Source organism: Endozoicomonas sp. ALC020 (assembly GCF_049275935.1).
Taxonomy (GTDB): Bacteria; Pseudomonadota; Gammaproteobacteria; order Pseudomonadales; family Endozoicomonadaceae; genus Endozoicomonas_A.
Map to the genome: position 1 here is coordinate 1,436,734 of NZ_CP184830.1, position 21,882 is coordinate 1,458,615.

Annotated in this window: 27 protein-coding genes and 1 pseudogene; 11 read left to right on the top strand and 17 right to left on the bottom strand. The window is 49.1% G+C overall.

The annotated features are described in order from the left end of the window. Positions 1 to 8 precede the first annotated feature (8 nt). Both ACOJUO_RS04465 and ACOJUO_RS04470 read left to right on the top strand, forming a co-directional pair. Complete coding sequence (locus ACOJUO_RS04465; protein WP_422139058.1) at positions 9 to 260, top strand: phage portal protein family protein; 252 nt, start codon at positions 9 to 11, stop codon at positions 258 to 260. 168 nt (positions 261 to 428) lie between these two features. Next, complete coding sequence (locus tag ACOJUO_RS04470; protein WP_422139059.1) at positions 429 to 1,268, top strand: site-specific integrase; 840 nt, start codon at positions 429 to 431, stop codon at positions 1,266 to 1,268. A gap of 571 nt (positions 1,269 to 1,839) precedes the next feature. Here ACOJUO_RS04470 and ACOJUO_RS04475 read toward each other — a convergent pair. Together ACOJUO_RS04475 and ACOJUO_RS04480 are read right to left on the bottom strand one after the other, a co-directional pair. Continuing rightward, positions 1,840 to 4,362 (bottom strand): ankyrin repeat domain-containing protein, encoded by a 2,523-nt coding sequence (locus ACOJUO_RS04475; RefSeq protein WP_422139060.1) that lies wholly within the window; start codon positions 4,360 to 4,362, stop codon positions 1,840 to 1,842. After that, the gene (locus ACOJUO_RS04480; protein WP_422139061.1) at positions 4,359 to 4,568 is read right to left on the bottom strand and encodes an ankyrin repeat domain-containing protein; all 210 of its coding nucleotides are present in this window, start codon (positions 4,566 to 4,568) and stop codon (positions 4,359 to 4,361) included. The genes ACOJUO_RS04475 and ACOJUO_RS04480 overlap by 4 nt, the downstream gene beginning before the upstream one ends. Before the next feature lie 122 nt (positions 4,569 to 4,690). On the opposite strand from ACOJUO_RS04480, the pseudogene ACOJUO_RS04485 reads away from it, so the two are divergent. Further along, positions 4,691 to 5,743, top strand: a pseudogene (locus ACOJUO_RS04485) (IS91 family transposase). Positions 5,744 to 5,935: 192 nt separating this feature from the next. Here ACOJUO_RS04485 and ACOJUO_RS04490 read toward each other — a convergent pair. From ACOJUO_RS04490 to ACOJUO_RS04510, 5 genes are all read right to left on the bottom strand, one after another. Further along, on the bottom strand, positions 5,936 to 6,256 hold the full coding sequence (locus tag ACOJUO_RS04490) for a hypothetical protein (RefSeq protein ID WP_422139062.1): 321 nt from the start codon (positions 6,254 to 6,256) through the stop codon (positions 5,936 to 5,938). 78 nt (positions 6,257 to 6,334) lie between these two features. After that, complete coding sequence (locus tag ACOJUO_RS04495) at positions 6,335 to 6,607, bottom strand: type II toxin-antitoxin system YafQ family toxin (protein ID WP_422139063.1); 273 nt, start codon at positions 6,605 to 6,607, stop codon at positions 6,335 to 6,337. Then, on the bottom strand, positions 6,607 to 6,867 hold the full coding sequence (locus ACOJUO_RS04500) for a type II toxin-antitoxin system RelB/DinJ family antitoxin (protein ID WP_422135541.1): 261 nt from the start codon (positions 6,865 to 6,867) through the stop codon (positions 6,607 to 6,609). Before ACOJUO_RS04500 ends, ACOJUO_RS04495 begins: the two co-directional genes overlap by 1 nt. Before the next feature lie 411 nt (positions 6,868 to 7,278). Next, complete coding sequence (locus ACOJUO_RS04505) at positions 7,279 to 7,677, bottom strand: type II toxin-antitoxin system MqsA family antitoxin (protein ID WP_422139064.1); 399 nt, start codon at positions 7,675 to 7,677, stop codon at positions 7,279 to 7,281. 3 nt (positions 7,678 to 7,680) lie between these two features. Further along, positions 7,681 to 7,977, bottom strand: a complete 297-nt coding sequence (locus tag ACOJUO_RS04510) for a type II toxin-antitoxin system MqsR family toxin (protein WP_422135543.1) — start codon at positions 7,975 to 7,977, stop codon at positions 7,681 to 7,683. 173 nt (positions 7,978 to 8,150) lie between these two features. Between ACOJUO_RS04510 and ACOJUO_RS04515 the strand changes: the two genes are divergently transcribed. The 3 genes from ACOJUO_RS04515 to ACOJUO_RS04525 all read left to right on the top strand — a co-directional run bounded on the left by ACOJUO_RS04515 (position 8,151) and on the right by ACOJUO_RS04525 (position 9,228). Beyond that, a complete protein-coding gene (locus ACOJUO_RS04515) occupies positions 8,151 to 8,417 on the top strand; it encodes a hypothetical protein (RefSeq protein ID WP_422139065.1) in 267 nt (88 codons plus the stop codon). A gap of 25 nt (positions 8,418 to 8,442) precedes the next feature. Beyond that, a complete protein-coding gene (locus ACOJUO_RS04520; RefSeq protein WP_422135545.1) occupies positions 8,443 to 8,577 on the top strand; it encodes a hypothetical protein in 135 nt (44 codons plus the stop codon). 231 nt (positions 8,578 to 8,808) lie between these two features. Next, on the top strand, positions 8,809 to 9,228 hold the full coding sequence (locus tag ACOJUO_RS04525; protein ID WP_422139066.1) for a DUF4124 domain-containing protein: 420 nt from the start codon (positions 8,809 to 8,811) through the stop codon (positions 9,226 to 9,228). Between the two features lie 49 nt (positions 9,229 to 9,277). Here the strand turns inward: ACOJUO_RS04525 and ACOJUO_RS04530 are convergent, their stop codons facing one another. From ACOJUO_RS04530 to ACOJUO_RS04565, 8 genes are all read right to left on the bottom strand, one after another. After that, positions 9,278 to 9,499 (bottom strand): HupE/UreJ family protein, encoded by a 222-nt coding sequence (locus ACOJUO_RS04530; RefSeq protein WP_422135547.1) that lies wholly within the window; start codon positions 9,497 to 9,499, stop codon positions 9,278 to 9,280. A 51-nt stretch (positions 9,500 to 9,550) separates the two neighbouring features. Beyond that, positions 9,551 to 10,216, bottom strand: a complete 666-nt coding sequence (gene ureG / locus ACOJUO_RS04535; protein ID WP_422135548.1) for an urease accessory protein UreG — start codon at positions 10,214 to 10,216, stop codon at positions 9,551 to 9,553. Positions 10,217 to 10,227: 11 nt separating this feature from the next. Further along, positions 10,228 to 10,896 (bottom strand): urease accessory protein UreF, encoded by a 669-nt coding sequence (locus tag ACOJUO_RS04540; protein ID WP_422135549.1) that lies wholly within the window; start codon positions 10,894 to 10,896, stop codon positions 10,228 to 10,230. Then, complete coding sequence (gene ureE / locus ACOJUO_RS04545) at positions 10,886 to 11,380, bottom strand: urease accessory protein UreE (RefSeq protein WP_422135550.1); 495 nt, start codon at positions 11,378 to 11,380, stop codon at positions 10,886 to 10,888. Before ureE ends, ACOJUO_RS04540 begins: the two co-directional genes overlap by 11 nt. 52 nt (positions 11,381 to 11,432) lie before the next feature. Further along, positions 11,433 to 13,139 (bottom strand): urease subunit alpha, encoded by a 1,707-nt coding sequence (ureC, locus tag ACOJUO_RS04550; protein ID WP_422139067.1) that lies wholly within the window; start codon positions 13,137 to 13,139, stop codon positions 11,433 to 11,435. After that, positions 13,139 to 13,459, bottom strand: a complete 321-nt coding sequence (locus tag ACOJUO_RS04555) for an urease subunit beta (RefSeq protein WP_422135552.1) — start codon at positions 13,457 to 13,459, stop codon at positions 13,139 to 13,141. Before ACOJUO_RS04555 ends, ureC begins: the two co-directional genes overlap by 1 nt. A 13-nt stretch (positions 13,460 to 13,472) precedes the next feature. Further along, positions 13,473 to 13,775, bottom strand: coding sequence for an urease subunit gamma (locus tag ACOJUO_RS04560; RefSeq protein WP_422135553.1), 303 nt, complete (start codon positions 13,773 to 13,775; stop codon positions 13,473 to 13,475). Positions 13,776 to 13,840: 65 nt separating this feature from the next. Next, on the bottom strand, positions 13,841 to 14,773 hold the full coding sequence (locus ACOJUO_RS04565; RefSeq protein WP_422139068.1) for an urease accessory protein UreD: 933 nt from the start codon (positions 14,771 to 14,773) through the stop codon (positions 13,841 to 13,843). A gap of 286 nt (positions 14,774 to 15,059) precedes the next feature. Between ACOJUO_RS04565 and urtA the strand changes: the two genes are divergently transcribed. The 5 genes from urtA (at position 15,060) to urtE (ending at position 21,030) form a co-directional block, all read left to right on the top strand. Next, the gene (gene urtA / locus ACOJUO_RS04570) at positions 15,060 to 16,367 is read left to right on the top strand and encodes an urea ABC transporter substrate-binding protein (RefSeq protein ID WP_422139069.1); all 1,308 of its coding nucleotides are present in this window, start codon (positions 15,060 to 15,062) and stop codon (positions 16,365 to 16,367) included. Between the two features lie 245 nt (positions 16,368 to 16,612). Continuing rightward, positions 16,613 to 18,238, top strand: coding sequence for an urea ABC transporter permease subunit UrtB (gene urtB / locus ACOJUO_RS04575; protein WP_422139070.1), 1,626 nt, complete (start codon positions 16,613 to 16,615; stop codon positions 18,236 to 18,238). Positions 18,239 to 18,301: 63 nt separating this feature from the next. Next, entirely contained in the window at positions 18,302 to 19,450 is a 1,149-nt protein-coding gene (gene urtC, locus ACOJUO_RS04580; RefSeq protein ID WP_422137041.1) for an urea ABC transporter permease subunit UrtC, read from the top strand. Further along, on the top strand, positions 19,443 to 20,297 hold the full coding sequence (locus ACOJUO_RS04585) for an ABC transporter ATP-binding protein (protein ID WP_422139071.1): 855 nt from the start codon (positions 19,443 to 19,445) through the stop codon (positions 20,295 to 20,297). Before urtC ends, ACOJUO_RS04585 begins: the two co-directional genes overlap by 8 nt. Before the next feature lie 37 nt (positions 20,298 to 20,334). Then, positions 20,335 to 21,030: an urea ABC transporter ATP-binding subunit UrtE gene (urtE, locus tag ACOJUO_RS04590; protein WP_422135558.1), complete on the top strand. Its 696-nt coding sequence runs from the start codon at positions 20,335 to 20,337 to the stop codon at positions 21,028 to 21,030. 60 nt (positions 21,031 to 21,090) lie between these two features. Here urtE and ACOJUO_RS04595 read toward each other — a convergent pair whose 3' ends face one another. Then, on the bottom strand, positions 21,091 to 21,402 hold the full coding sequence (locus ACOJUO_RS04595) for a YqcC family protein (RefSeq protein WP_422135559.1): 312 nt from the start codon (positions 21,400 to 21,402) through the stop codon (positions 21,091 to 21,093). A 135-nt stretch (positions 21,403 to 21,537) separates the two neighbouring features. Beyond that, positions 21,538 to 21,840 (bottom strand): tetratricopeptide repeat protein, encoded by a 303-nt coding sequence (locus ACOJUO_RS04600; RefSeq protein WP_422135560.1) that lies wholly within the window; start codon positions 21,838 to 21,840, stop codon positions 21,538 to 21,540. Positions 21,841 to 21,882 lie beyond the last annotated feature (42 nt).

Consider the following 21,882-nt stretch of genomic DNA (forward strand, 5'->3'; position numbering starts at 1 on the left):
ATACTATCATGACAGGAAAAGCTAGTCTCGGGGAAATCGCAAAGGCCTACCATGGCATCCATATGGCCAAGGCTCATACGTCACTGCCACTGTTATTGTCACTGTCAAACCCTGACACTGTCTTACAACAACGAGGCCGTGACCTAAAGCTCTATGAAGAGATCCTGCATGACGATCACGTCAAGTCCTGCTTCCAGCAAAGACGTCTGGCTGTCACTCAGTCAGAGTGCCAAATCGTATTGGGGACAGAAGTTCAATAAACTTGCTCAGTTACATGGAAGACTGACAAGACTCGATTCAGCGGCATAGCCTTTAAATCAGTGGTTGCCGATGGGCAATCCACTGGATTTTATTGTTGAACCAAGCCGCTACGCGGCAAAAAAAACTCTCAATATTGTCTAATAATTCCTGATAACACATCAATTCTGATGTGTCTTAATAACAGGAATACTAAACATGAATTCAACCGAAAAAAACAGTTCGAAGAGCTTTACCAAAAACACCTGACCACACTCAAGCTACAAGGCAAAAGCAAGTCCACCATTGATCTCTACAGCCGCCCGTTAAGACGTCTTGCCAGCTATTTTAACTGCTGCCCTGATACGCTCAACACGGATGACCTTAAAACCTACTTTGCGGATCTGATCGAAAGCCACTCATGGAGTACGGTAAAAACAGATCGCAACGGCATCCAGTTCTTCTATAAACATGTGCTCAACAAGCCGTGGAAATTCATTGATATCGTCAAGCCCCCTTCGGTCAGGCGACTGCCGGATATCCTGACCTCAGCAAAGATCGCCCGGCTACTCAACAGCTGCCGGGAATCCCATATTCACACCTTTATTCTCGTTACTTACAGTATGGGACTCAGGTTAGGAGAGGCATTGAACCTTACTGTCAATGATATTGACTCAGACAGAATGAGCGTTCATTTAAGACAGTGCAAAGGCGGCAAAGATCGTTACGTCCCACTGCCAACCCAAGCACTCGTGGCCCTTAGAACCCATTGGAAAACCCACCGAAATCCATGTTGGGTATTTCCGCAAGGCCGGGATAAAGCAGAAAAACACTTAGCACAAAAGCCGATGAATCGCTCGTTACCCCAAAGAGCCATGAGAAAGCTAGTCAAAGAATGCCGGATTAACAAGGAAGTCAGCATACATTCTCTGAGACACAGCTTTGCCACCCACCTTCTTGAGAAAGGTCTCAGTCTTAGGGTTATTCAGGACATCCTCGGCCATATGCACCCGGAAACCACCGCACTGTGAGGTATTTTTGGTGGCCAGGATCAGTTCGTAACTCATCAGCAGATATTTGGCGTAAAGCCATGGCCAGGAAATTGATTCAATGATGGTTGTTTTTAGCTCGCAAGCGATTAATCTACCTTGTTTCTCATCGGGCGTTAAATCTGATTCTGTATAGCCTTTTGTGTGGGCAATGTCCGGCAAGGTGCCCGACAGTGTGTACTGGTCAGGGGTTATAAAAACGCTCTGGTTTGGAGACACTGTTTTCTGTTCAAGCTCGACAACAAAACGTTTTGTCAGCGCTTGAGCCTGACAGACGACGGACAATACCATTAACAACAGTGGTGCTGCATAGAGTGAGTGTTTAATCATTCTATCCCTGCATTTTGGCATAGAGAGAGGAAGGATAGATCAAGGAAATAACGCAAGTTATGCAGTTAACCGTTCTCTCAACTGCCCCGGAGAAACATTCAGCCCTGCCGCATAAACTGTGGTGCTGAGGTGAAAGTGATCCAACTTCACTTTCTCTATGACTATAAAGTCTGCTGTGAATAAGATAACGCCTTTCTTTTGTTCCCTGTCTTGCCTCTGTTACCTACCTTGCCCCGGCCTCGGTCAGGAGTTTCACGATGTCGGTATGGCCCTTCCAGGCAGCAATGATCAGCGGGGTGGAACCATTCTTATTCCGGGCGTTGAGATCAGCCCCGGCCTCGATCAGGAGTTTAACGATGTCGGTATGGCCATACTGGGCAGCGATGGACAGCGGAGTGGCGCCATTGTCAGGCCAGGCGTTGAGATCCGCCCGGGCTTCGATCAGGATTTTTACACAGTCAGTGTTATTTTCCTGGGCAGCGATGTACAGCGCGGAGGTGCCATCTTTATTTCGGGCGTTGAAATCCGCTTTGGCTTCGATCAGGAGTTTCACGATGTCGGCATGGCCATTCTGGGCAGCCTTGAACAGCGGGGTGGTGCCATTGTTAGTCTGGGCGTTGAGATCCGCTCCAGCTTCGATCAGGATTTTCACACAGTCGGTATTGCCTTTGGCTGAAGCAATGATCAGCGGGGTGGTGCCATTCGTCATGGCAGCGTCGAGATCCGCCCCGGCGTTAATCAGGACTTTCACACAGTCGGTATTGCCTTTGGCTGAAGCAATGATCAGCGGGGTGGTGCCATTCGTCATGGCAGCGTCGAGATCCGCCCCGGCGTTAATCAGGACTTTCACACAGTCGGTGTTATTTTGTTGGACAGCGATGAACAGTGCGGTGCCGCCATTCTTAGCCCGGGCGTTGAGATCCACTTTGGCCTCGATCAGGAGTTTCACGATGTCGGTATGGCCATTCTGGGCAGCAATGATCAGTGCGGTGGTGCCATTCTTATTCCGGGCGTTGAGATCAGCCCCGGCCTCGATCAGGAGTTTCACGATGTCGGTATAGCCCTTCCCGGCAGCATTGATCAGCGGGGTGGAACCATTCTTATTCCGGGCGTTGAGATCAGCCCCGGCCTCAATCAGGAGTTTCACGATGTCGCCATGGCCATACTGGGCAGCGATGGTCATCGGGGTGGCGCCATTGTCAGGCCGGGCGTTGAGATCCGCCCGGGCTTCGATCAGGATTTTTACGCAGTCAGTGTTATTTTCCTGGGCAGCGATGTACAGCGGGGAGGTGCCATCTTTATTTCGGGCGTTGAAATCCGCTTTGGCTTCGATCAGGAGTTTCACGATGTCGGCATGGCCCCTCTTGGCAGCGATGATCAGCAGGGTGGCGCCATTCATGGTCCGCTCATTGAGATCCGCACCGGCGTTGATCAGGCATTCGACGACGTCCCTGTGCCCCCGGATGGATGCCAACATCAAGGCAGTACGACCATTATTCATAACGGCATTGACATTGACTCCTTCTGCCAGTGACTTCTCCACCTGATCCAAATCCCCCTCAAAACAGCCACGATAAAACGCCGGATCGGGAAAAAATTTATCCGGGTGAGATTCACCGGTGTTCTCATTCACCATAGGCATCGGATTTTGCCGGCACATTGCACACCGGCGAGAGCCGATGGGGCGTTGAACAAAACACCTCGTAATACAGTCCAGATCGAAGCGCTTGCCACAACATTGGCTTTTGACGACCACAAGCGCTACATCACGGTAATGGAAGTGAATCATACAAATAGGACAGGGATCGGACTCCGGCGGTACGTCAGTGTCCACGGAGACGGCGGGGCGGGGAATGCCATCCATGAGTAGTACATCTGTGTTATTCACATGGCCTGCGCACTCCGGGCAGTGTCCATTGTCCAAATGTGGGCATGAGCTTTGTCCGAGCGTTGCTGCTGTGTGGCCTGTCGAATTTGCTGCGGAATTCATCGGCCATTCAGCAGACTCACTGCTATCGGATGATGGTCGGAATTGACAGACGCCATGACAGGGAGAGACAAAACAATCTAAACCTAAAGTATGCTGATGCTGCTCTGAGCCTCCGCTACCATCGGCAGAGTCAGAATCAGAATAAAGGAAGTTGCTGAAAGAGCCTGTAGGATCGGCGGTGGCTTCCTGAGCCTGCTGCCCAGAAGACTCTGATGGCGGGTGTTGTTGCTGGTTATTGCCAGAGCCGGGCACCGTAATGATGGCTGCCAACGGGTGATCCTGACGCAGCCCTTTTAGTTTCATCGTATTATACGACGGCGAGTACATATCCAAATAACTTTTTAAAAGCGAACCGAAAGCGACAACCATTTCTACAGGTAGCCATGAATGCGAGGTGGAGCTCAGTGGGGTATTTCTGGTGGTCAGGATCAGTTCGTAACTCACCAGCAGATAATTGGCGTAAAGCCATGGCCACGGAATTGATTCAATGACCTTTGTTTTTAGCTCGTAGCCGCTTAGTCTGCCTTGTTTCTCATCAGACGATAAATCTGATCCTGCATAGCCTTTTGTGTGGGCAATGTCTGAGAAGATACACGACAATGTATGAAGGTCAGGTGTTACAGAAAAGTTCTGGTTTGGAGAACCTGTTTTCTGTTCAAGCTCGATAACAAAACGTTTTGTCAGCGCTTGAGCCTGACAGACGACGGACAATACCATTAGCAACAGTGGTGCTGCATAGAGTGAGTGTTTAATCATTCTATCCCTGCATTCTGGTCATCCACCGCCTCTACTCCCCACAGTGCCCCGGCATTGATCAGCAGGTTCATGCAGTCAATATAGCCCAGCCTGGTTGCGATGGGCATCAGGGTGTCGCCATTTGACAAAACGGCAGTGACATTCGCCCCGGCGTTGATCAGGAGTTGCGCGCAGTTGGCATCGCCCATCTCGACTGCGATGAACAAAGGGGTGGCGCCACCAGAAGGCAAGGCGGCGTTTTATACCCGCCTGACAGAAACCGTGGAAATCAACAGCCACCGGATGATCAACCACCTGATGGACGACCTTGGGCTGGGGGAAAATAATCATGACCCTCGCTGTTATTGCCGATCACTACGGCCAGACCTTTTTGGAAAAGTACCGGCATAAACTACTGCCTGGCCACCAGAAAGCCCTTAAATCCATCCGAAGTTGCCGGACACCTGCTGCCGGAATGACACTGCTGGAATGCACTGCCTGCCAGCGCCGTGATCAACGTCCGATGTCCTGCGGTCACCGTAGCTGCAATCGCTGCCAGAATACCGATACCACTGAGTGGCTGGCAAGGCAGCGGCAAAAACTGCTCCCTGTTGAGTATTTCATGGTGACTTTTACTCTGCCTGCACAATTGCGGCAAATCGCATGGCAACACCAGCGTCAAGTCTATGACCTGTTGTTCAGGGAAGCAGCTGAAACCCTGAAAAGCTTTGGCTGCAACCACAAAAGTCTGGACGGGCAGCTCGGAATGACCGGCGTATTACATACCCACAGTCGTCGACTTGATTACCACCCTCATGTGCACTTTGTAGTTCCAGGTGGTGGTATTAATACCCGCCGTCGTAAATGGCGAAAGCTCAAGGGTAACTAGCTGTTCAACAGTAACAACCTGGCCAGAGTCTTCCGGGGACGATTGTTGAAAGCTCTGAATGAAGCGGCTTTACTGACACCAACGCTTAAAAAATCGCTGCCCGAACTCTGGGTGGTGAATTGTCAGCACGTCGGAAAAGGCGAACCTGCTTTGAAATACTTGTCCAGATATCTCTACCGGGGCGTTATTGCTGACCGGCAGATTACAGGTCATGATGACGGACAAGTGACTTTCATCTATCGGAACAGTAAAACCGGTGCAAAAGAGCAGCGAACCATAAAAGGAGAAGACTTTCTCTGGCTGGTTTTACAGCATGTTCTGCCCAAAGGATTGAGACGAGTCCGTGACTACGGATTCCTGCACTGTCGGGCTAAACGCAGACTTAACCTGATTCAGCTGATCTTGCAAGTCATGCTGAAACCTCTGGAACCTATCATCCGACCAAAACACGCCTGCAGAACCTGTGGCTGCGATATGAAAGTCATAACATTCCGGTTCACAGGTTTCACCTGACCGATAAAAAAGGGCTTAAATTCACTCAACAGGGGAGAGCCAGCACAATCTGAATACATATTTTTACGACAATGCTCAATTAATAGCTTGGGCAGGGACGCGCTCAGCTTAACAAAAGCCAAAACCAACCTGCATCAGCTATAAAGGCTGCCAGAGAAAAAGCTATTTCCCATAAACCATTCCGAGTGGCTGTCAAATCCGGGCTTGTTCAACAACCGGATAAGATTGCGGCTGCGCGCAATCTATCCTTATTCGTTCTATTTTTTCGTCGCTACGTTTAAAGCCTGCATAGGTGGCTTCAGTAAGAGCACCAATGGCAGTTTTAATTTCTGAGAGTTCACGGTCATGCTGTGCAAAGCACAACCGATTTTCCTGCTGGTACTCTCGCATCTCCCGTCTTGTTGCCAGTATCTCTTGGTGTGTATCACCAGTGATCTCAATGAGACTTCGAACTGCACTATCCAGTGAGTCAAAATGTGACTCAAGTTGCTCTATCCTAACTTCTAACGACATCGGGACTACTCTCGTTGTGAATGGAGTAACCAGCGTAGCAGAGACTGGCACAAAGACACCTAACATAGGGTTATGTTGCTACCTAAACAATTCAGAATGTGACCCCAGACGCTCAAAGAATATTTTATCTTCTACCACTGCATAGATTGATAACCAGTCTGGCTCTATGTGACATTCTCGATAGCCGCGATAGTTAACAGTCAGGGAATGGTCTTTGTATCTCGCTGCAAGTGGTCTATCTTCTATGAGCCGATCTGTGACTTTCTTTAATTTTGAGCAATCTTTACCCTGCTTCTTTGCTTTTTTAACGTCCCTTTTGAATTGATTCGTACTGACTGGCTTTAGCATCATTAAATATCCAAGTCATCGTACATTTCCTGAGCGTTTTCGTAGTGCGTTAAACCTACTCCTTTCTCTGTGTCGTCAAAGGCTTTAAGGGTTTCTTCATTAGGTATACGAACATCAAAAGGTAATCCATTGCACAAACCTACTTGCTTATAAAACAAGGTGATTGCATCTGTTGCGTTCAGCCCCAGTTTCCTGAATATCGCTTCTGCATGTTCCTTCACATCAGGCTCTATTCTGGCTCGGATCATTGCGCTTTTGCTCATTTTTAAGTACCCCATGCGTCATATTGTTATGCACAGTGTCATTGTGGATCATTTGGGGTACAGTGCAAACGCAACATACCAAACGCTTCCAATTCGTGGCTTCGCCACCCGACCGCCCTTCGGTCGGTGTCCGAAGCTGAGGGATATACTGCACACTCGGTATAATATCATTGACAACCGTACCACGAAGCATACTATCATGGCAGGGAAGCAACTCTCGGAGAAATCACAAAGGCCGACCATAGCATACGCATGGCCAAAGCTTATACGACATTGCTAGCCCACCCTGACAGTGTCATACAGCAGCGAGGCCGTGACCTAAAGCTCTATGAAGAGATCCTGCGTGACGGCCAGGTAAAATCCTGTTTCCAGCAAAGACGTTTGGCTGTCTCACAGTAACTAGTAAGTATTTCAGCTACGAATTTCAGACAAAAGCTCTGGATGATTGTTCAGCAGTCTGAACAGTTTTACCAGTGAAAGTGGTGGTTTGGTTTTGCCATTTTCGTATCGGGAAAATGCGTTAACCCCTCCACCAAAAATCTCTCCGGCCTCTTTCTGGTCAAGAGTCAGCTTTTTACGGACATTCGCAATAAAGCCCGGGTCGACTATGGAAGCGTTTACCTGTTTATTAAAAGCAACCATCGCCGCACTAACCCGCTCTGATTCTCTGGCGTCAAGAACGACCTCTCCACAAGCCGGACAATAACCTCCGGTAACCTCCGGGATAGAGGTACTTTCACCTTTGTAAGTGTGCGGCAAATCACGAGTGTCATGCACCAGATCGGCCCCAGAACATATTGGACATTTCATCGTCTATAGCTCCTTAAAGGACACGACGAGTACATCATCAGTAACCGTCAGTTTCAGATAAACCTCATCGGCTGGTATGATGGGTTTGTAAACATCTTGCCAGACCCGATGATCCCCATAAGTTGTCATGCTTTTATAGAAATCCCGAGGGTTCAGGGTTAACACCACATCAATGATACCACTGGAATCAAGCCCCAGACCTGCGGCTCCAGAGAGAGCGCTCCCGGTAAAACGTACTTTAGTCGGCTCAATTAACGATTTAACGACAGGGAGCTTACAGTGAGGCGTTCTCTTTTCCATAGCCTAAAAATAACCTATTAGGTTAATTTTAACAAGTTTGACTGCCAAAAGTTCAAGGGTAGATCAACCGATCCGAAAGCTTTACCGTCTCAAACAGGAATATTCCTCGGAATATTACTGACAGATCAAGAAAAGCCCCAGCAAAGAAGCTCCTACTACCAGAGGAGCTTTTTATGGCCACAGAGATTTATAACTTTTTTGAACTCACGACTTCTTTTGACCTCAAGTCCAAAGATACAACTCGTTCCCATGCTCTGAGGGTGTCGAAAAACTCTCTCCAGCGAGGGAACAAGTTGACTCCCGTCATTCCCGGCTTCATTCTCGTCATTCCCGGCTTCATTCTCGTCATTCCCGGCTTCATTCTCGTCATTCCCGCGAAGGCGGGAATCCACACTGACTCACCACCAGAACCCCACTGCCCGGTGCCCCCCTGGCCTTGATCCCCGAGAAGGCAGAGATCCACAGTTGGCCCTGGATTCCCGCCTTCGCGGGAATGACGACCTCAGAGCATGGAAACGGGCTGTTGGAGTTTTGCGACACGCTCTGGAGCGTGAGAACCAGAGCTTTGCGACAGCCTCTAAAGGCTTGGAGCTATTTTGAGGGTATATCAGAGGGGGTATTTATAGAAATACAGTTTTACTTAATAAAAACAATTCAAATAAATCAACAAGTTAAAGCTTTTTCAATATTCTGCCAGAAATTGCTTACATTTAGAGTAATGACTGCAAACAATCATGAGCCAGAAAAACAGCTTTAGCTCACTATCATCAGGCTAAAAGCCGGGCTCGGTGATGTTTCCAATAATAAATCAAACACTTAAGGATAATCAGCATGAAAGCAATACAAGCCCTGGTTTTACTGCTTCTGACGGCTTGCCTCAGCCTTCCCGTTCAGGCAGAAAAAATTTACAAGTGGATTGATGAAAAGGGCACAGCTCACTACTCCTCCAGGCCGCCACTGGTTAATGTTGATACAGAGATCATTTCAACGGTGAACGAGCATAAAGAAGAGCCTGAAGACCCTCCCCCTTCCGATGAATCTGAGTCCACCCCAGAGAATCCTTCTCAAACCAGTCAAAACCCCGAAGTTATGGCTTTCTGTAAGACTCTTTCAGCCAACCTCGAGACACTCGACAGTGATGATCAGGTACGTCTGGACAAAGCCGATGGCAGTTTTGAAATACTGAATGACGAAGACCGGGAAAGGGAGAAGGAGAGAATTCATCAGCAAATGAAACAGTTCTGTTTCTGAGCAGGGCCACAATAACCACCGGGCAGGCTTAACTGCCCGGCTTCGTTGATTAACTCTGACGTTTTTTAGCTGTAATCTTTTTATAGATACGGTAGGAAAAACACGCCAGGGCACCGGTGACGCCGATAAAGACCATATGATCGGGCTCAGTTAGAAAGTGCATCAGCAATGAGAAAACACTTCCCTCTGAATGGTCTCCCGGATGAGCAAACGCCTGAGAAGAGACCAACACGGCGGCAGTGGCTATAGAAACAGCTCTCAGTTTTTTCATATCGTACTACTCCTGTCTATTTTTATTACCGCAAACGGTGAATATGCGACATTATACGCTCACGGCAGTGGGTTCGTGATCCTGTTTTTCAGGCATTTTCGCTTCCAACATGCCTTTGTCAACGATAAAGTCGATCACTTCACGGACACCCTGCTCCGCTTTCAGGTTGGTGAACAGGAAAGGACGATCTCCGCGCATCTTTTTTGCATCCCTGTCCATGACTTCCAGAGAGGCTCCAACGATAGGTGCAAGATCGGTTTTATTGATGATCAACAGATCAGAACGGGTAATACCCGGCCCTCCCTTACGAGGAATCTTGTCTCCTGCGGAAACATCAATGACGTAGATGGTCAGGTCGGACAGTTCAGGGCTGAAGGTTGCACTGAGGTTATCGCCACCAGACTCCACCAAAACCATTTCCAGTCCCGGATGTCTCTGACAAAGCTCATCCACTGCTGCCAGATTCATGGATGCATCTTCACGAATAGCCGTATGAGGGCATCCACCGGTTTCAACGCCAATGATGCGATCTTCTTCCAACGCCTCATGACGAATCAGAAACTGCGCGTCTTCTTTCGTATAAATATCATTAGTCACCACTGCCAGATTATAATGCTGGCGCATGGATGCACAGAGTTTGGTAAGCAGTGCTGTTTTACCGGACCCCACAGGACCACCGACACCAACGCGGAGGGTTTGAGTCTGCTTGCTAGTCATATTTCTTCTTCCTAGGATCTGAACAATCTTGAATACTGGTGCTCATGCCAGCTGCTGGCCATGGCGAAATGCACCAGGTTATTCCCCAATTCGTGATCATGAATCGTCTTGGCGCTCTCGATCACAGGGCCAATTTCACTGGCCAGATGGTGCAAAATTTTCTGGGCATCGGTCTGTCCGAGAGGCACCGCCTTGGTTGCTGCTGTCACCTGATTTTCGCACCATGACCAAAGCAGCCCGATAGCGGCAATGTCTTTCTCCATACCGTGACATAAACTCGATAAAGCAAACATAGCTGCCTGGGAGGGTATCTCCAGCCAGTCCGCTCTGGATTCTTCTGGGAATAAAGACTTCAGCCAGGTTTTGAATGCCCTGCCCACCTGACAGTCTTCATCATAAAGCTCTCGAGTTTCTCGAAAGGCGAGCAATTGACGGTTCCAGTGCTCAACTGATGGCCTGTCGTCAGACCGGAAAGCGTCGTAAAGTCGAAAGAATACCGGAACATCAAGACGACCCATTCCCTGCCCGAGCAACTGAGAGACCCAATGGCAGGTGGACTCACGATCAAAACACCATTGCCGATCAATAGCGGTTTCCAGACCCTGAGAGTAAGCAAAAGCCCCAACAGGCAGGGCTGGACTGGATAAATGCAAAAGGCCAAGTAATGCCTCAGTATTCATGGTTTTCTACCGGCTCATGGCTGTGCTCACCAGAGTGATGATGATGGTGATGACTATGCCCCCTGGCGTAAGCACCGCTTTCGGGCTCAAAAGGAGCTTCCGTGTGATCTACCGTCAGCCCCAGTAACATCACCATTTCATCCAGAACGTGATCTTTCTGGAATCGAAGCCAGTTATTACCTATCTGTAACGGAACATGGCGATTGCCAAGGTGATAGCAGGCTTTGGCAAACGTCAGGGCATTCTCACAACTGGCGGTTGTGACCTCTTCATCGCTGGCTCGAATCAATACGACTTCACCGCTGTCTGCCTGAAGCAGGGTGCCGTCTCTTAAAACATCGCCGCGCTCGATGAATATTCCCGCTGCTCTTCCTCCCTGGGTGGTCGCTTTTAAACGACCTCTCTTGCGCTCATCAAATGGCAGCAATAGCTCATCATTGTGCTGAACATCAGTTTCCTGCAGGCGCCTGGTTAACTTCAGCATTTCTTATTTTCCTTTGCTTGATTGGCTTTGGGCTATTTATTGTAAAAAATGATTAAAAAAGAAAGTAGCGCTGTGCCAGAGGTACGACTTTGGCCGGTTCACAGACCAGCAGCTCGCCATCGGCACGCACTTCATAGGTCTCTGGATTCACTTCCATATGGGGCTGCCAGGTGTTCAGCAACATATCTTTCTTGCGAATCGTTCGGGTATTTTTTACCGCAGAAACGACTTTATTCAATCCTAGTTTACGGCCAATGTCGTTTTCAAAAGCGGCCTGCGAAACAAACGAAAGAGAGGTAGCAGAAACGGTTTTACCCAGAGCCCCAAACATGGGTCGGTAATGAACCGGTTGTGGTGTCGGGATAGACGCATTGGGATCACCCATAGGTGCCATGGCAATCGCTCCACCCTTTAATACCAGAGAAGGTTTAGTGCCAAAGAATGCCGGTTTCCAAAGCACCAGGTCAGCCAGCTTACCCGGCTCGACAGAGCCCACTTCATGAGAAATACCATGGGTTATTGCCGGATTCATGGTGTATTTCGCCACATAACGGCGTGCCCTGAAGTTATCCACACCCGCCGATGAGTCTTCAGGCAATAATCCCCGTTGAACTTTCATTTTATGAGCCGTCTGCCAGGTACGACAAACCACTTCACCGACCCGCCCCATGGCCTGGGAGTCCGAAGCAATCATCGAGAAAGCGCCCAGGTCATGTAGAATATCTTCTGCTGCAATGGTTTCTCGACGAATGCGGGAGTCGGCAAAAGCCACATCTTCAGGAATGTTCGGATCGAGATGGTGACAAACCATCAGCATATCCAGATGCTCATCAACCGTGTTGATGGTGTATGGACGTGTCGGGTTGGTAGACGACGGAAGCACAAAGTCTTCACCACAGGCCTTGATAATATCGGGAGCATGTCCGCCTCCGGCACCCTCGGTATGATAGGTGTGGATAACTCTGCCCTTGAATGCGGCAATAGTATCTTCAACAAAGCCGGATTCATTTAGGGTGTCGGTGTGAATAGCTACCTGAATGTCGTATTTCTCTGCCACTCCAAGGCAACAGTCAATAGAGGCTGGAGTGGTCCCCCAGTCTTCATGAAGCTTGAGCCCCATGGCTCCCGCCAGAACCTGCTCTTCCAGTGCTGCGGGTATGCTGGCGTTGCCTTTGCCAAGAAAACCGATATTCATAGGTAAACTGTCCACAGCCTGCAGCATGGAACTCATATGCCACTCACCGGGTGTACAGGTTGTCGCATTGCTCCCTGTAGCAGGTCCGGTGCCGCCACCGAGCATGGTGGTGACCCCGGAAGCCAGGGCTTCTTCTATCTGTTGGGGGCAGATGAAGTGGATATGGGCATCAATCCCCCCCGCAGTGACAACCTGACCTTCGCCAGCAATCACTTCGGTGCCGGGACCAATAATGATGTCGACTCCGGCCTGCACGTCGGGGTTGCCGGCCTTGCCTATCTTTTCTATCCGGCCGTTTTTAATGCCAATATCCGCTTTTACGATGCCCCAGTGATCCAGAATCAGAGCATTGGTAATGACCGTATCCACCACATCAGCCCCTGTTCTCTGACTCTGGCCCATACCGTCACGAATAACCTTGCCGCCTCCAAACTTCACTTCGTCGCCATAAACAGTAAAGTCTTTCTCCGGACTGATGAACAGATCCGTGTCACCAAGACGTACTTTGTCGCCTACAGTCGGACCAAACATGTCCACATAGGTTTGACGTTCCATTCTGGCCATTATTTATCTCCCTGCTCAAGCTCACCCATGACATCACCACGGAAACCATAGATTTTGCCTTCTCCGGCAAAACGCACCAATTCAACCTGTCGATCCTGACCAGGCTCAAAACGGACAGCAGTTCCTGCCGGGATATTCAACCGGAAACCGAGAGTGGATTCCCGATCAAAAGCCAGTGCCGGGTTCACTTCATAGAAATGATAATGAGAACCAACCTGTACTGGCCTGTCGCCAGTATTGGCCACGGAGACAACGCAGGTCTCACGCCCTTTATTAATGTCGATTGCCTCTTCGCAGGCAATGACCTCTCCTGGAATCATAAAACCTCCTGCTCTACGCAATGGGATTGTGAACCGTCACCAGTTTGGTGCCGTCCGGAAAGGTGGCTTCTACCTGAACTTCATGAATCATCTCGGGAATGCCTTCCATGACATGGTCACGAGTCAGGATTTCACGCCCTTCATTCATCAGCTGAGCAACTGTCTTGCCGTCTCTGGCGCCCTCCATTATGTGCATCGAAATCAGCGCAATGGACTCCGGGTAATTCAGCTTTACTCCCCTGCCAAGGCGACGTTCAGCAACCAGTGCCGCTGTGTATAACAGCAATTTGTCTTTTTCTCTGGGGGTCAGCTCCATGAGAGCCCTCCAATTTATCCTTGTGGTCTTTTAATGCGCTATTGGTAGGTTATAGGCATCAACAATCAGGTATTCCAGATTCTGGGCTTACAACCTTTCCGGCCATTCAATTGGCCACGGAGCTCATTCCAAAGCCAGGTAAACAGTGTTCTGGCCTGTTCAGGTGAGCTGCCCAGATAGCGAGCAATAAAAACCCCGTTTCGCCAGGTAATGGCTGTACATTTAGAGCCTCCGCAGGCTTCCAGCCTTTCATGCAGATGATCACAACCGGGGTCTTGTTCAAAGGTCATGAGCAGTGTACCGAATACATGCTGGCCATTAAGACCAAGAACGGACTGAGCAAGAGGTGAGCCCGCTGCCAGCTCCAGCCTTTCTCGATAAAGTGGCTGATCGTTACGAGTGAGGTGAAGATTCTGGATCACCCTGCCCTGCTCAAAGGCTTCGCCACTGGCTTTACGACCAAGACAAACGATATCCCAGCCTGCGTAGCAGCCATTGCCGTCCAACTCAATGGATGTATTCAGTTCCGCTTCTGCACCATTGAAAATAATAGTTTCCTGAGGCAACCATTCAAGACAGGCATTGTCTTGAACGACCATGGACGTCAGCTGTTTCTGAAGACGGCCATTACCATTAAAGTAGACTTTCCCTGCAGCAGGAGTAGTCACCAGTCCGGATGCACCAGAGTGGGCTTCAAAACTCTGAATCAGCTCATCACCGGCCACCAACCCTCCTGGCGGGTGAAGAATATAGAGATGCGCCAGGTCTTTACCTTCTGGCCAGAACGGACGTTGAATCCGCAGGGGACCATAATGGCGCGTGCGGCCCATGCGGGTATGGCCGTCCATGTATTTCAGCTCCACAGCAATTCCGGCACGCCAGCCGCTGTCTCCGGACGCAACGTCACCCTGATTGGAATCAGTATCCGGGTTGGATCGCGGGATAGAGTGTCGATTGAATGCCAGCCCCATACTTCTGCCCTTACTGTTAAAGGTCATCTCTGGCCTGCAAAAGATGTTCCATTTTATTTTTATACGACTGCTGACATTCTTGACCATAAAGTCAGCTTAAATAGCACCAAAAAAATACATAGGCACCATATTGGTGATCGAGGATGTTCTGAAATAAGGCATCTACTGTCAAGACGATATTAAGAAATTAACTCTAACTCAACTGTTAGAAGTGAGAGCTTTTCCTAATGAACGACAGTTACCTAATATATTGGCATGCACATTGCTGTCACACTGTCGCACATAAGGATAAAAAACAGGATTAATAAAAACTATGAAGAGCTCCCTCAAAAAACTCTCGAAGGGCCTGGTTGTAGCTTCTGCAGCAACCGCCGCCCTCTCTTTTTCGGTCATATCCCAGGCTGCAGAGACCATCAAGGTAGGTGTTTTACATTCTCTGTCAGGCACCATGGCGATCAGTGAAACCACATTAAAAGACACTGTTTTAATGATGGTGGACGAGCAGAATAAGAAAGGTGGACTACTGGGTAAGAAACTCGAAGCGGTTGTTGTTGATCCTGCCTCTGACTGGCCTCTGTTTGCAGAAAAAGCGCGTGAGCTGCTGGCAAAAGAAAAAGTCGATGTCATTTTTGGCGGCTGGACTTCCGTATCCAGAAAATCAGTTCTGCCAGTGGTTGAAGAGTTAAACGGCCTGATGTTCTATCCGGTTCAGTATGAGGGACAAGAGTCATCCAAAAACGTTTTCTACACCGGCGCAGCGCCTAACCAGCAGGCTATTCCTGCGGTTGATTATCTAATGAGTTCAGAGGGCGGCAGCGTCAAACGTTTTGTTCTGGCCGGTACTGATTACGTCTACCCGAGAACCACCAACAAGATTCTGGAATCCTACCTGAAGAGCAAGGGTATCAAAGAGTCGGACATCATGATCAATTACACGCCTTTTGGTCACTCTGACTGGCAGACCATTGTTTCTGATATCAAGAAGTTTGGTAAAGCTGGTCAAAAAACGGCGGTTATTTCCACCATTAATGGCGACGCCAACGTACCTTTCTATAAAGAACTGGCTAATCAGGGCATTGCGGCTGAACAGATTCCGGTGATTGCCTTCTCTGTTGGTGAAGAAGAGCTGTCAGGTATAGATACTGCACCTCTGGTAGGCCACCTGGCAGCCTGGAACTACTTTATGAGCGCCGAGAGTGATATCAACGATGAGTTCATCGAAACCTGGCAGACCTTTACCAAGAATGAAGAGCGTGTTGCCAATGATCCAATGGAAGCCACTTATATTGGCTTCAACATGTGGACAAAAGCCGTTGAAAAAGCAGGAACCACCAGCGTTGATGCCGTCCGTTCGGCCATGTATGGCATCACTGTTCCCAACCTGACGGGTGGTATTGCTGTGATGAACACCAACCATCACCTGACCAAACCGGTATTGATTGGCGAAATTCAGGACGATGGCCAGTTTGAAATTGTCTGGGAAACCAAAGGGGGCGTCATTGGTGATGCCTGGACTCAATATCTGCCCGAAAGCTCGAAAATTGTTGCTGACTGGTCAGCCCCGATCAAGTGCGGCAACTACAACCTGGAATCAGGTGTCTGCTCTGGTCAGAACTACTGATTAGTCGTCTTTTGTTGAAGTCATAGCAATCGTGCTCTCTAACTCCCGTAATGAGCATGGAGATTTGAGCCTTAAGACAAGGCGACGATCGCCAACGCAGGATTAAAGCCCAAATCTTCAGCGCAATAGGGAGTTAGAAAGTTCGATTGGTATCACATGGCATGAGAAGTTAGTTTTTTCATGCCATCACCAAACGCCTGTCCAATACAAGACAGGCCAACACATAGTTATTCACTGGAAATTTTATGACCTGGAGACTCTGGCAAGTATTGCCTTTAGTATGCCTCTGTCTTCTTTTTGTCTTTGTCTCATCCTCACAGGCTCTGGCCAATAGCAACACCACAAGCAATGAAGAGCTGGCCAGACAATTGAGTGAGAAGTCATGGGACAAACTGGAGACCACCGTAACCCATCTCTCTGCCAAAGGTGATGATAAAAGCCAGAAACTGTTAACCCTCTGGTTATCTGGCCAACTGTTTATTGAAAAGAGCACGGGTCGTCTGGTCACGGGCAATAAGTCAGGTCGACTGTATCTCATTGCTGACCCGATTACCGATGAAGCCCTGGGTGAAGTCAAAAAGCGCAGCTTGAAAAAAATCAGAATCAATAACCGGCTGCGAAACTCCATCAGAACCGCTCTGGCTCTCTGGGACCTCAAGTCTGAAGACCCGGAAAAGCGCCTTCAGGCAGTTAAGGAAACATCCAGAAACCTTCAGGCTGACACATTGGCCATTCTCAAAACCATGCTGGAGAAGGAGTCCGATGAGGATGTTCATTCAGCTCTGACAACAGCGGTTGCCTTATATCAGATCCAACAGGGTAGTGATGAACTCAAGCTCCAAAGCCTTGAAATTCTGTCTGAGTCTGATGACCCTTTCGTTCGTTCAGTATTGGAATCAGCGAAAACAGAGACTAAGAACAAAGAAATTCTTCTGGGCATAGACACCGCACTGGCCGACATGGATCGAAGACAGGAGTACTACTCCGCAATAGAAAGTGTTTTCTTTGGCTTGAGTCTGGGTTCGGTATTACTTCTGGCTGCCATTGGTCTGGCGATCACTTTTGGTGTTATGGGGGTTATCAACATGGCCCATGGCGAAATGATGATGCTTGGCGCTTATACGACTTTTGTCATTCAATCAGCTTTTCCATCATTCTTGGAACAATCTCTGTTTATTGCCATTCCTGCCGCCTTTGTTGTTGCTGGTACCGTCGGTATTTTGATTGAGCGACTGGTCATACGTCACCTTTATGGTCGCCCACTGGAAACGCTTCTAGCCACTTTTGGTATCAGTCTGATACTGCAACAGGCCGTAAGAACCGTCTTCTCTCCCCTGAACCAGGCAGTCTCAACACCGGAATGGTTAAGCGGCTCCTGGGTGATCAATGAAGCTTTATCTCTGACCTGGAACCGGGTCTACATCATTGGCTTCAGTCTGGCCGTCTTTCTGACTCTGTTGTTTATCCTGCGCTACACCCGATTTGGTTTGAATGTGCGGGCAGTTACCCAGAATCGCGCCATGGCCAACTCTATGGGTATTCCCACCCACCGTATTGACGCACTGACCTTTGGCCTTGGTTCCGGTATTGCCGGCGTTGCTGGTGTTGCCCTGTCCCAGTTAACCAATGTGGGTCCAAATCTCGGCCAGAACTACATCATCGACTCTTTCATGGTGGTGGTCTTTGGTGGTGTTGGAAATCTCTGGGGCACACTGGTGGCAGCCATGAGCCTGGGTGTCGTCAATAAGTTGCTGGAACCCTGGGCAGGTGCAGTCGTTGCCAAAATCCTGGTACTGATTTTCATTATTCTGTTTATTCAGAAAAGACCCAAAGGCCTGTTCGCCCTCAAGGGTCGTGCGGTGGAGGATTGATCCGTGAGTTCTGTAACATTGTCGTCAAAGAGCCATGAGCCAAAAAACAGCCATAGGCAAAAGATGCATGGAAAAGGTCCTCTTAGTCGTTTTCTTCTCGACGATCCAGCAGGCAAATGGCTTTTGATCGCGGTTTTTGTCATTAGCATCATGGTCTGTGGACTCAACCTTCTGGCACCTGAAGGCTCTGCCCTGCATGTCAGCAGTTATACCGTCACGCTGCTTGGAAAATATCTCTGTCTCGGCCTTCTGGCCCTGGCTCTCGATCTGGTCTGGGGTTATTGCGGCATCCTCAGTCTCGGCCATGGTGCCTTTTTTGCCCTCGGTGGCTATGCCATGGGGATGTACCTGATGCGTCAGATTGGTGACCGTGGTGTCTATGGCAATCCTGAGCTGCCGGACTTCATGGTGTTTTTAAGCTGGCAGGAACTGCCCTGGTACTGGCAGGGTTTTGATTCTTTCTTGTTTACTATTGTGATGGTGGCTGTGGTTCCCGGCATTCTCGCTTTCCTGTTTGGCTGGCTGGCATTCCGTTCCAGGGTCACCGGCGTCTATCTGTCCATCATTACTCAGGCACTGACTTATGCCCTGATGCTGATGTTCTTCCAGAATGATTTCGGTTTTGGTGGCAACAATGGCCTGACCGACTTTAAAGATATTCTGGGCTTCAGCCTGCAAAGTGATACAACCCGTGTCGCTCTGTTGATGTTTTCAGCGCTGGCCCTGGGACTGGGCTACCTGATTTGTCGATGGCTGGTGAATTCCCGTTACGGAAGAGTTCTGATGGCTGTCAGAGATGCCGAAAGCAGAACCCGCTTTATGGGTTATCGGGTTGAACATTACAAGCTGGTTGCTTTTGTGGTTTCTGCTGTGTTGGCCGGCATTGCAGGCGCACTTTATGTGCCACAGGTAGGCATTATTAATCCGGGTGAGTTCTCCCCCGTCAACTCTATTGAACTGGTGATCTGGGTGGCCGTTGGTGGCAGAGGAACACTCTATGGTGCAATCATAGGCGCACTGCTCGTTAATTATGCCAAAACCTGGTTTACCGGAGCGATGCCCGATGCCTGGCTGTTTGCACTGGGTGCACTGTTTGTCGTCACAACACTCTGGTTACCCAAGGGCGTTGTTGGTTTATTCAGTCAAGTTCGTGAAAAGTTTTTGAAACCATCAGCCCGGACTCGGGAACAGGAGGTAGCCGATCGTGGTTGATAAACATATATCGGATAACACTCTTCTCTATCTTGACAATGTGACAGTCAGCTTTGATGGCTTCAAAGCCCTGAACAGCCTGTCTTTTTTAATCAACCAGTGTGAACTCAGGGCCATCATTGGCCCTAATGGTGCCGGTAAAAGCACCATGATGGACGTCATCACTGGTAAAACCCGACCTGATAGCGGAGAGGTGCTGTTTAATAAAAACCGCTCAAGGCTGCTTAATAAGAGCCGCTCAAGGCTGCTTAACAAGAGCCGCTCAAGGCTGCTTAACAAGAGCCGCTCAAGGCTATCAAGAGGTTCTATCGATCTCACCCAACACGATGAAGCAGAAGTGGCCAATCTGGGAATTGGCCGAAAGTTTCAGAAACCTTCTGTCATCGAGAGCCTGACGGTCTGGGAAAATCTGGAGCTGGCTCTTAAAGGTCGTCGTTCACCTTTTGAGTCTATGTTCAAAGCTCTTTCTGCAGAGGGTCATAGAAAGATTGACAAAACACTCGGCAGAATCCGCCTTCAGGATCGCCGTGACTTTATTGGAGCATCCCTGTCTCACGGTCAGAAGCAGTGGCTTGAAATCGGTATGTTATTGCTTCAGGACCCCGAGCTTCTTCTGATTGATGAGCCTGCAGCCGGTATGACAGATGAAGAAACCTTCAGAACCGCTGACCTGCTTCGAGAATTGTCTGAAGAGCGAAGCGTCGTGGTCGTCGAGCATGACATGGCCTTTATCAAAGCGCTTGACTGTAAGGTTCTGGTACTTCACGAAGGCAGTGTCCTGGCAGAAGGGTCGCTGGATCATGTTCAGCAAGATCAAAAAGTCATCGACGTCTATCTGGGGAGATAGCCTGAGGCCAAAAAGCAGCGCTGTGCTGGAGAATAATATGCTTGAAGTTCAGAACATAGATGTTTTTTACGGTGCCAGTCAGGCACTGAAGTCTGTCTCCCTGACAGCGGATAAAGGTCAGGTCACCAGTATTATGGGTCGCAACGGTGTGGGTAAAACCACATTAATGAATACTGTTGCCGGGCGAGTTTCAGCCTCGTCCGGGCAGATACTCTGGAAGGGTCAGTCCATCAATAATCTGACTTCACACCAGCGGGCCCGTCAGGGAATTGCTTACGTACCCCAGGGTCGACAGATTTTCCCTCTGCTCACGGTTCAGGAAAATCTGGAAACAGGATTTGCCTGTCTGCCGCGTCCTCAGCGTAGAGTTGATCGGGAAATATACGACCTTTTTCCTGTCTTGCTGGAGATGAGACATCGTCGTGGAGGCGACCTCTCGGGTGGCCAACAACAGCAACTGGCTATTGCCCGGGCACTGGTCACCCAACCGGAGTTATTAATTCTTGATGAACCAACCGAAGGTATTCAGCCTTCCATCATCAAAGATATTCAATCCGTCATAGGAATGCTCAGGGACAGGGGAGAAATGGCCATACTGCTGGTAGAACAATACTTTGAATTTGCCCGGGATCTGGCAGATCAATATGCCGTACTGGATCGTGGTGAACTGGTACTGTCAGGAGCAGGCAGTGAGATGAATGAAAAGGAAGTCAGACGACTGATGACGGTGTAAAGTCCTTCAGATGAATACTGTCTGCCGCTTTGTCTGTATTCATCTGACCTGCGATCCAAATCAATTCATCAAACAGTCAAACCGCTCCACCAGCACCAGTAAATGAGTGGCTTCTATTTTCTCCACCATCAGAGCTTCTTCTGCATAAGGCTTGATGTTCGAGCCTTTCGGCAAGTCAGCCCCCTGATCAAGAATGGCATGGACCCGGGGAATAAACAGCCATTGCAGCCACTGAGTAAATCCCATGGTATCCATACAAAAAGGCGTTGTACTGGCCAGCGCCTGAGCTGAAGGTGGCGAAGCCTGCCAGCAGTCCAGTCTTTTTAACTCTGCTTCAAGAGCTATCAATAGTTCTCTTACTTCTGTACTCATCAACTGTCTTTTACCATGAAAACCCAAACCGTATTTTACTATGAAAATTGATTGACATCCTCTCCGCTCCAAAGAGGGTTATGCAACGGTGGATTCAAACGATAAGTGCACGCGACTTCCCTGAATACGTTCGCTTTAATCGAGTGAAGTCAGAAAGCTACTAATCTGTCGTCTAAGACCTGATTCCGGCCCCAGACTCAGAGCTCTGTCTGCCAGCTCTCGGGCCTGACCATAATGTCCCTGTTTTTTCCTGAGTTGCGCCAACAGGAAATACACCGATGGATCGGTTGGACTGATTCTCATGGCTCTGGACAGGGAACTTTCAGCAGTGTTCAGATCATTTTCCGCCATGGCACTCGATGCCTGATCCAGCAGAATACCAACAGCATCCGTTCGACTCCCATGAGGAGAAGTAGTTTCTACATCTGAGGGTGGCATATACGTCACATGACCCATACCAGAACACCCTGTTAAGAGGAC

Coding starts and splice junctions, on each gene's coding strand:
- ACOJUO_RS04465 (WP_422139058.1), top strand. CDS start 9: ATGACAGGAAAAGCTAGTCTCGGGGAAATCGCAAAGGCCTACCATGGC.
- ACOJUO_RS04470 (WP_422139059.1), top strand. CDS start 429: ATGTGTCTTAATAACAGGAATACTAAACATGAATTCAACCGAAAAAAA.
- ACOJUO_RS04475 (WP_422139060.1), bottom strand. CDS start 4,362: ATGATTAAACACTCACTCTATGCAGCACCACTGTTGCTAATGGTATTG.
- ACOJUO_RS04490 (WP_422139062.1), bottom strand. CDS start 6,256: ATGTCGTTAGAAGTTAGGATAGAGCAACTTGAGTCACATTTTGACTCA.
- ACOJUO_RS04495 (WP_422139063.1), bottom strand. CDS start 6,607: ATGATGCTAAAGCCAGTCAGTACGAATCAATTCAAAAGGGACGTTAAA.
- ACOJUO_RS04500 (WP_422135541.1), bottom strand. CDS start 6,867: ATGAGCAAAAGCGCAATGATCCGAGCCAGAATAGAGCCTGATGTGAAG.
- ACOJUO_RS04505 (WP_422139064.1), bottom strand. CDS start 7,677: ATGAAATGTCCAATATGTTCTGGGGCCGATCTGGTGCATGACACTCGT.
- ACOJUO_RS04510 (WP_422135543.1), bottom strand. CDS start 7,977: ATGGAAAAGAGAACGCCTCACTGTAAGCTCCCTGTCGTTAAATCGTTA.
- ACOJUO_RS04515 (WP_422139065.1), top strand. CDS start 8,151: ATGGCCACAGAGATTTATAACTTTTTTGAACTCACGACTTCTTTTGAC.
- ACOJUO_RS04525 (WP_422139066.1), top strand. CDS start 8,809: ATGAAAGCAATACAAGCCCTGGTTTTACTGCTTCTGACGGCTTGCCTC.
- ACOJUO_RS04530 (WP_422135547.1), bottom strand. CDS start 9,499: ATGAAAAAACTGAGAGCTGTTTCTATAGCCACTGCCGCCGTGTTGGTC.
- ureG (WP_422135548.1), bottom strand. CDS start 10,216: ATGACTAGCAAGCAGACTCAAACCCTCCGCGTTGGTGTCGGTGGTCCT.
- ACOJUO_RS04540 (WP_422135549.1), bottom strand. CDS start 10,896: ATGAATACTGAGGCATTACTTGGCCTTTTGCATTTATCCAGTCCAGCC.
- ureE (WP_422135550.1), bottom strand. CDS start 11,380: ATGCTGAAGTTAACCAGGCGCCTGCAGGAAACTGATGTTCAGCACAAT.
- ureC (WP_422139067.1), bottom strand. CDS start 13,139: ATGGCCAGAATGGAACGTCAAACCTATGTGGACATGTTTGGTCCGACT.
- ACOJUO_RS04555 (WP_422135552.1), bottom strand. CDS start 13,459: ATGATTCCAGGAGAGGTCATTGCCTGCGAAGAGGCAATCGACATTAAT.
- ACOJUO_RS04560 (WP_422135553.1), bottom strand. CDS start 13,775: ATGGAGCTGACCCCCAGAGAAAAAGACAAATTGCTGTTATACACAGCG.
- ACOJUO_RS04565 (WP_422139068.1), bottom strand. CDS start 14,773: ATGACCTTTAACAGTAAGGGCAGAAGTATGGGGCTGGCATTCAATCGA.
- urtA (WP_422139069.1), top strand. CDS start 15,060: ATGAAGAGCTCCCTCAAAAAACTCTCGAAGGGCCTGGTTGTAGCTTCT.
- urtB (WP_422139070.1), top strand. CDS start 16,613: ATGACCTGGAGACTCTGGCAAGTATTGCCTTTAGTATGCCTCTGTCTT.
- urtC (WP_422137041.1), top strand. CDS start 18,302: ATGCATGGAAAAGGTCCTCTTAGTCGTTTTCTTCTCGACGATCCAGCA.
- urtE (WP_422135558.1), top strand. CDS start 20,335: ATGCTTGAAGTTCAGAACATAGATGTTTTTTACGGTGCCAGTCAGGCA.
- ACOJUO_RS04595 (WP_422135559.1), bottom strand. CDS start 21,402: ATGAGTACAGAAGTAAGAGAACTATTGATAGCTCTTGAAGCAGAGTTA.
- ACOJUO_RS04600 (WP_422135560.1), bottom strand. CDS start 21,840: ATGCCACCCTCAGATGTAGAAACTACTTCTCCTCATGGGAGTCGAACG.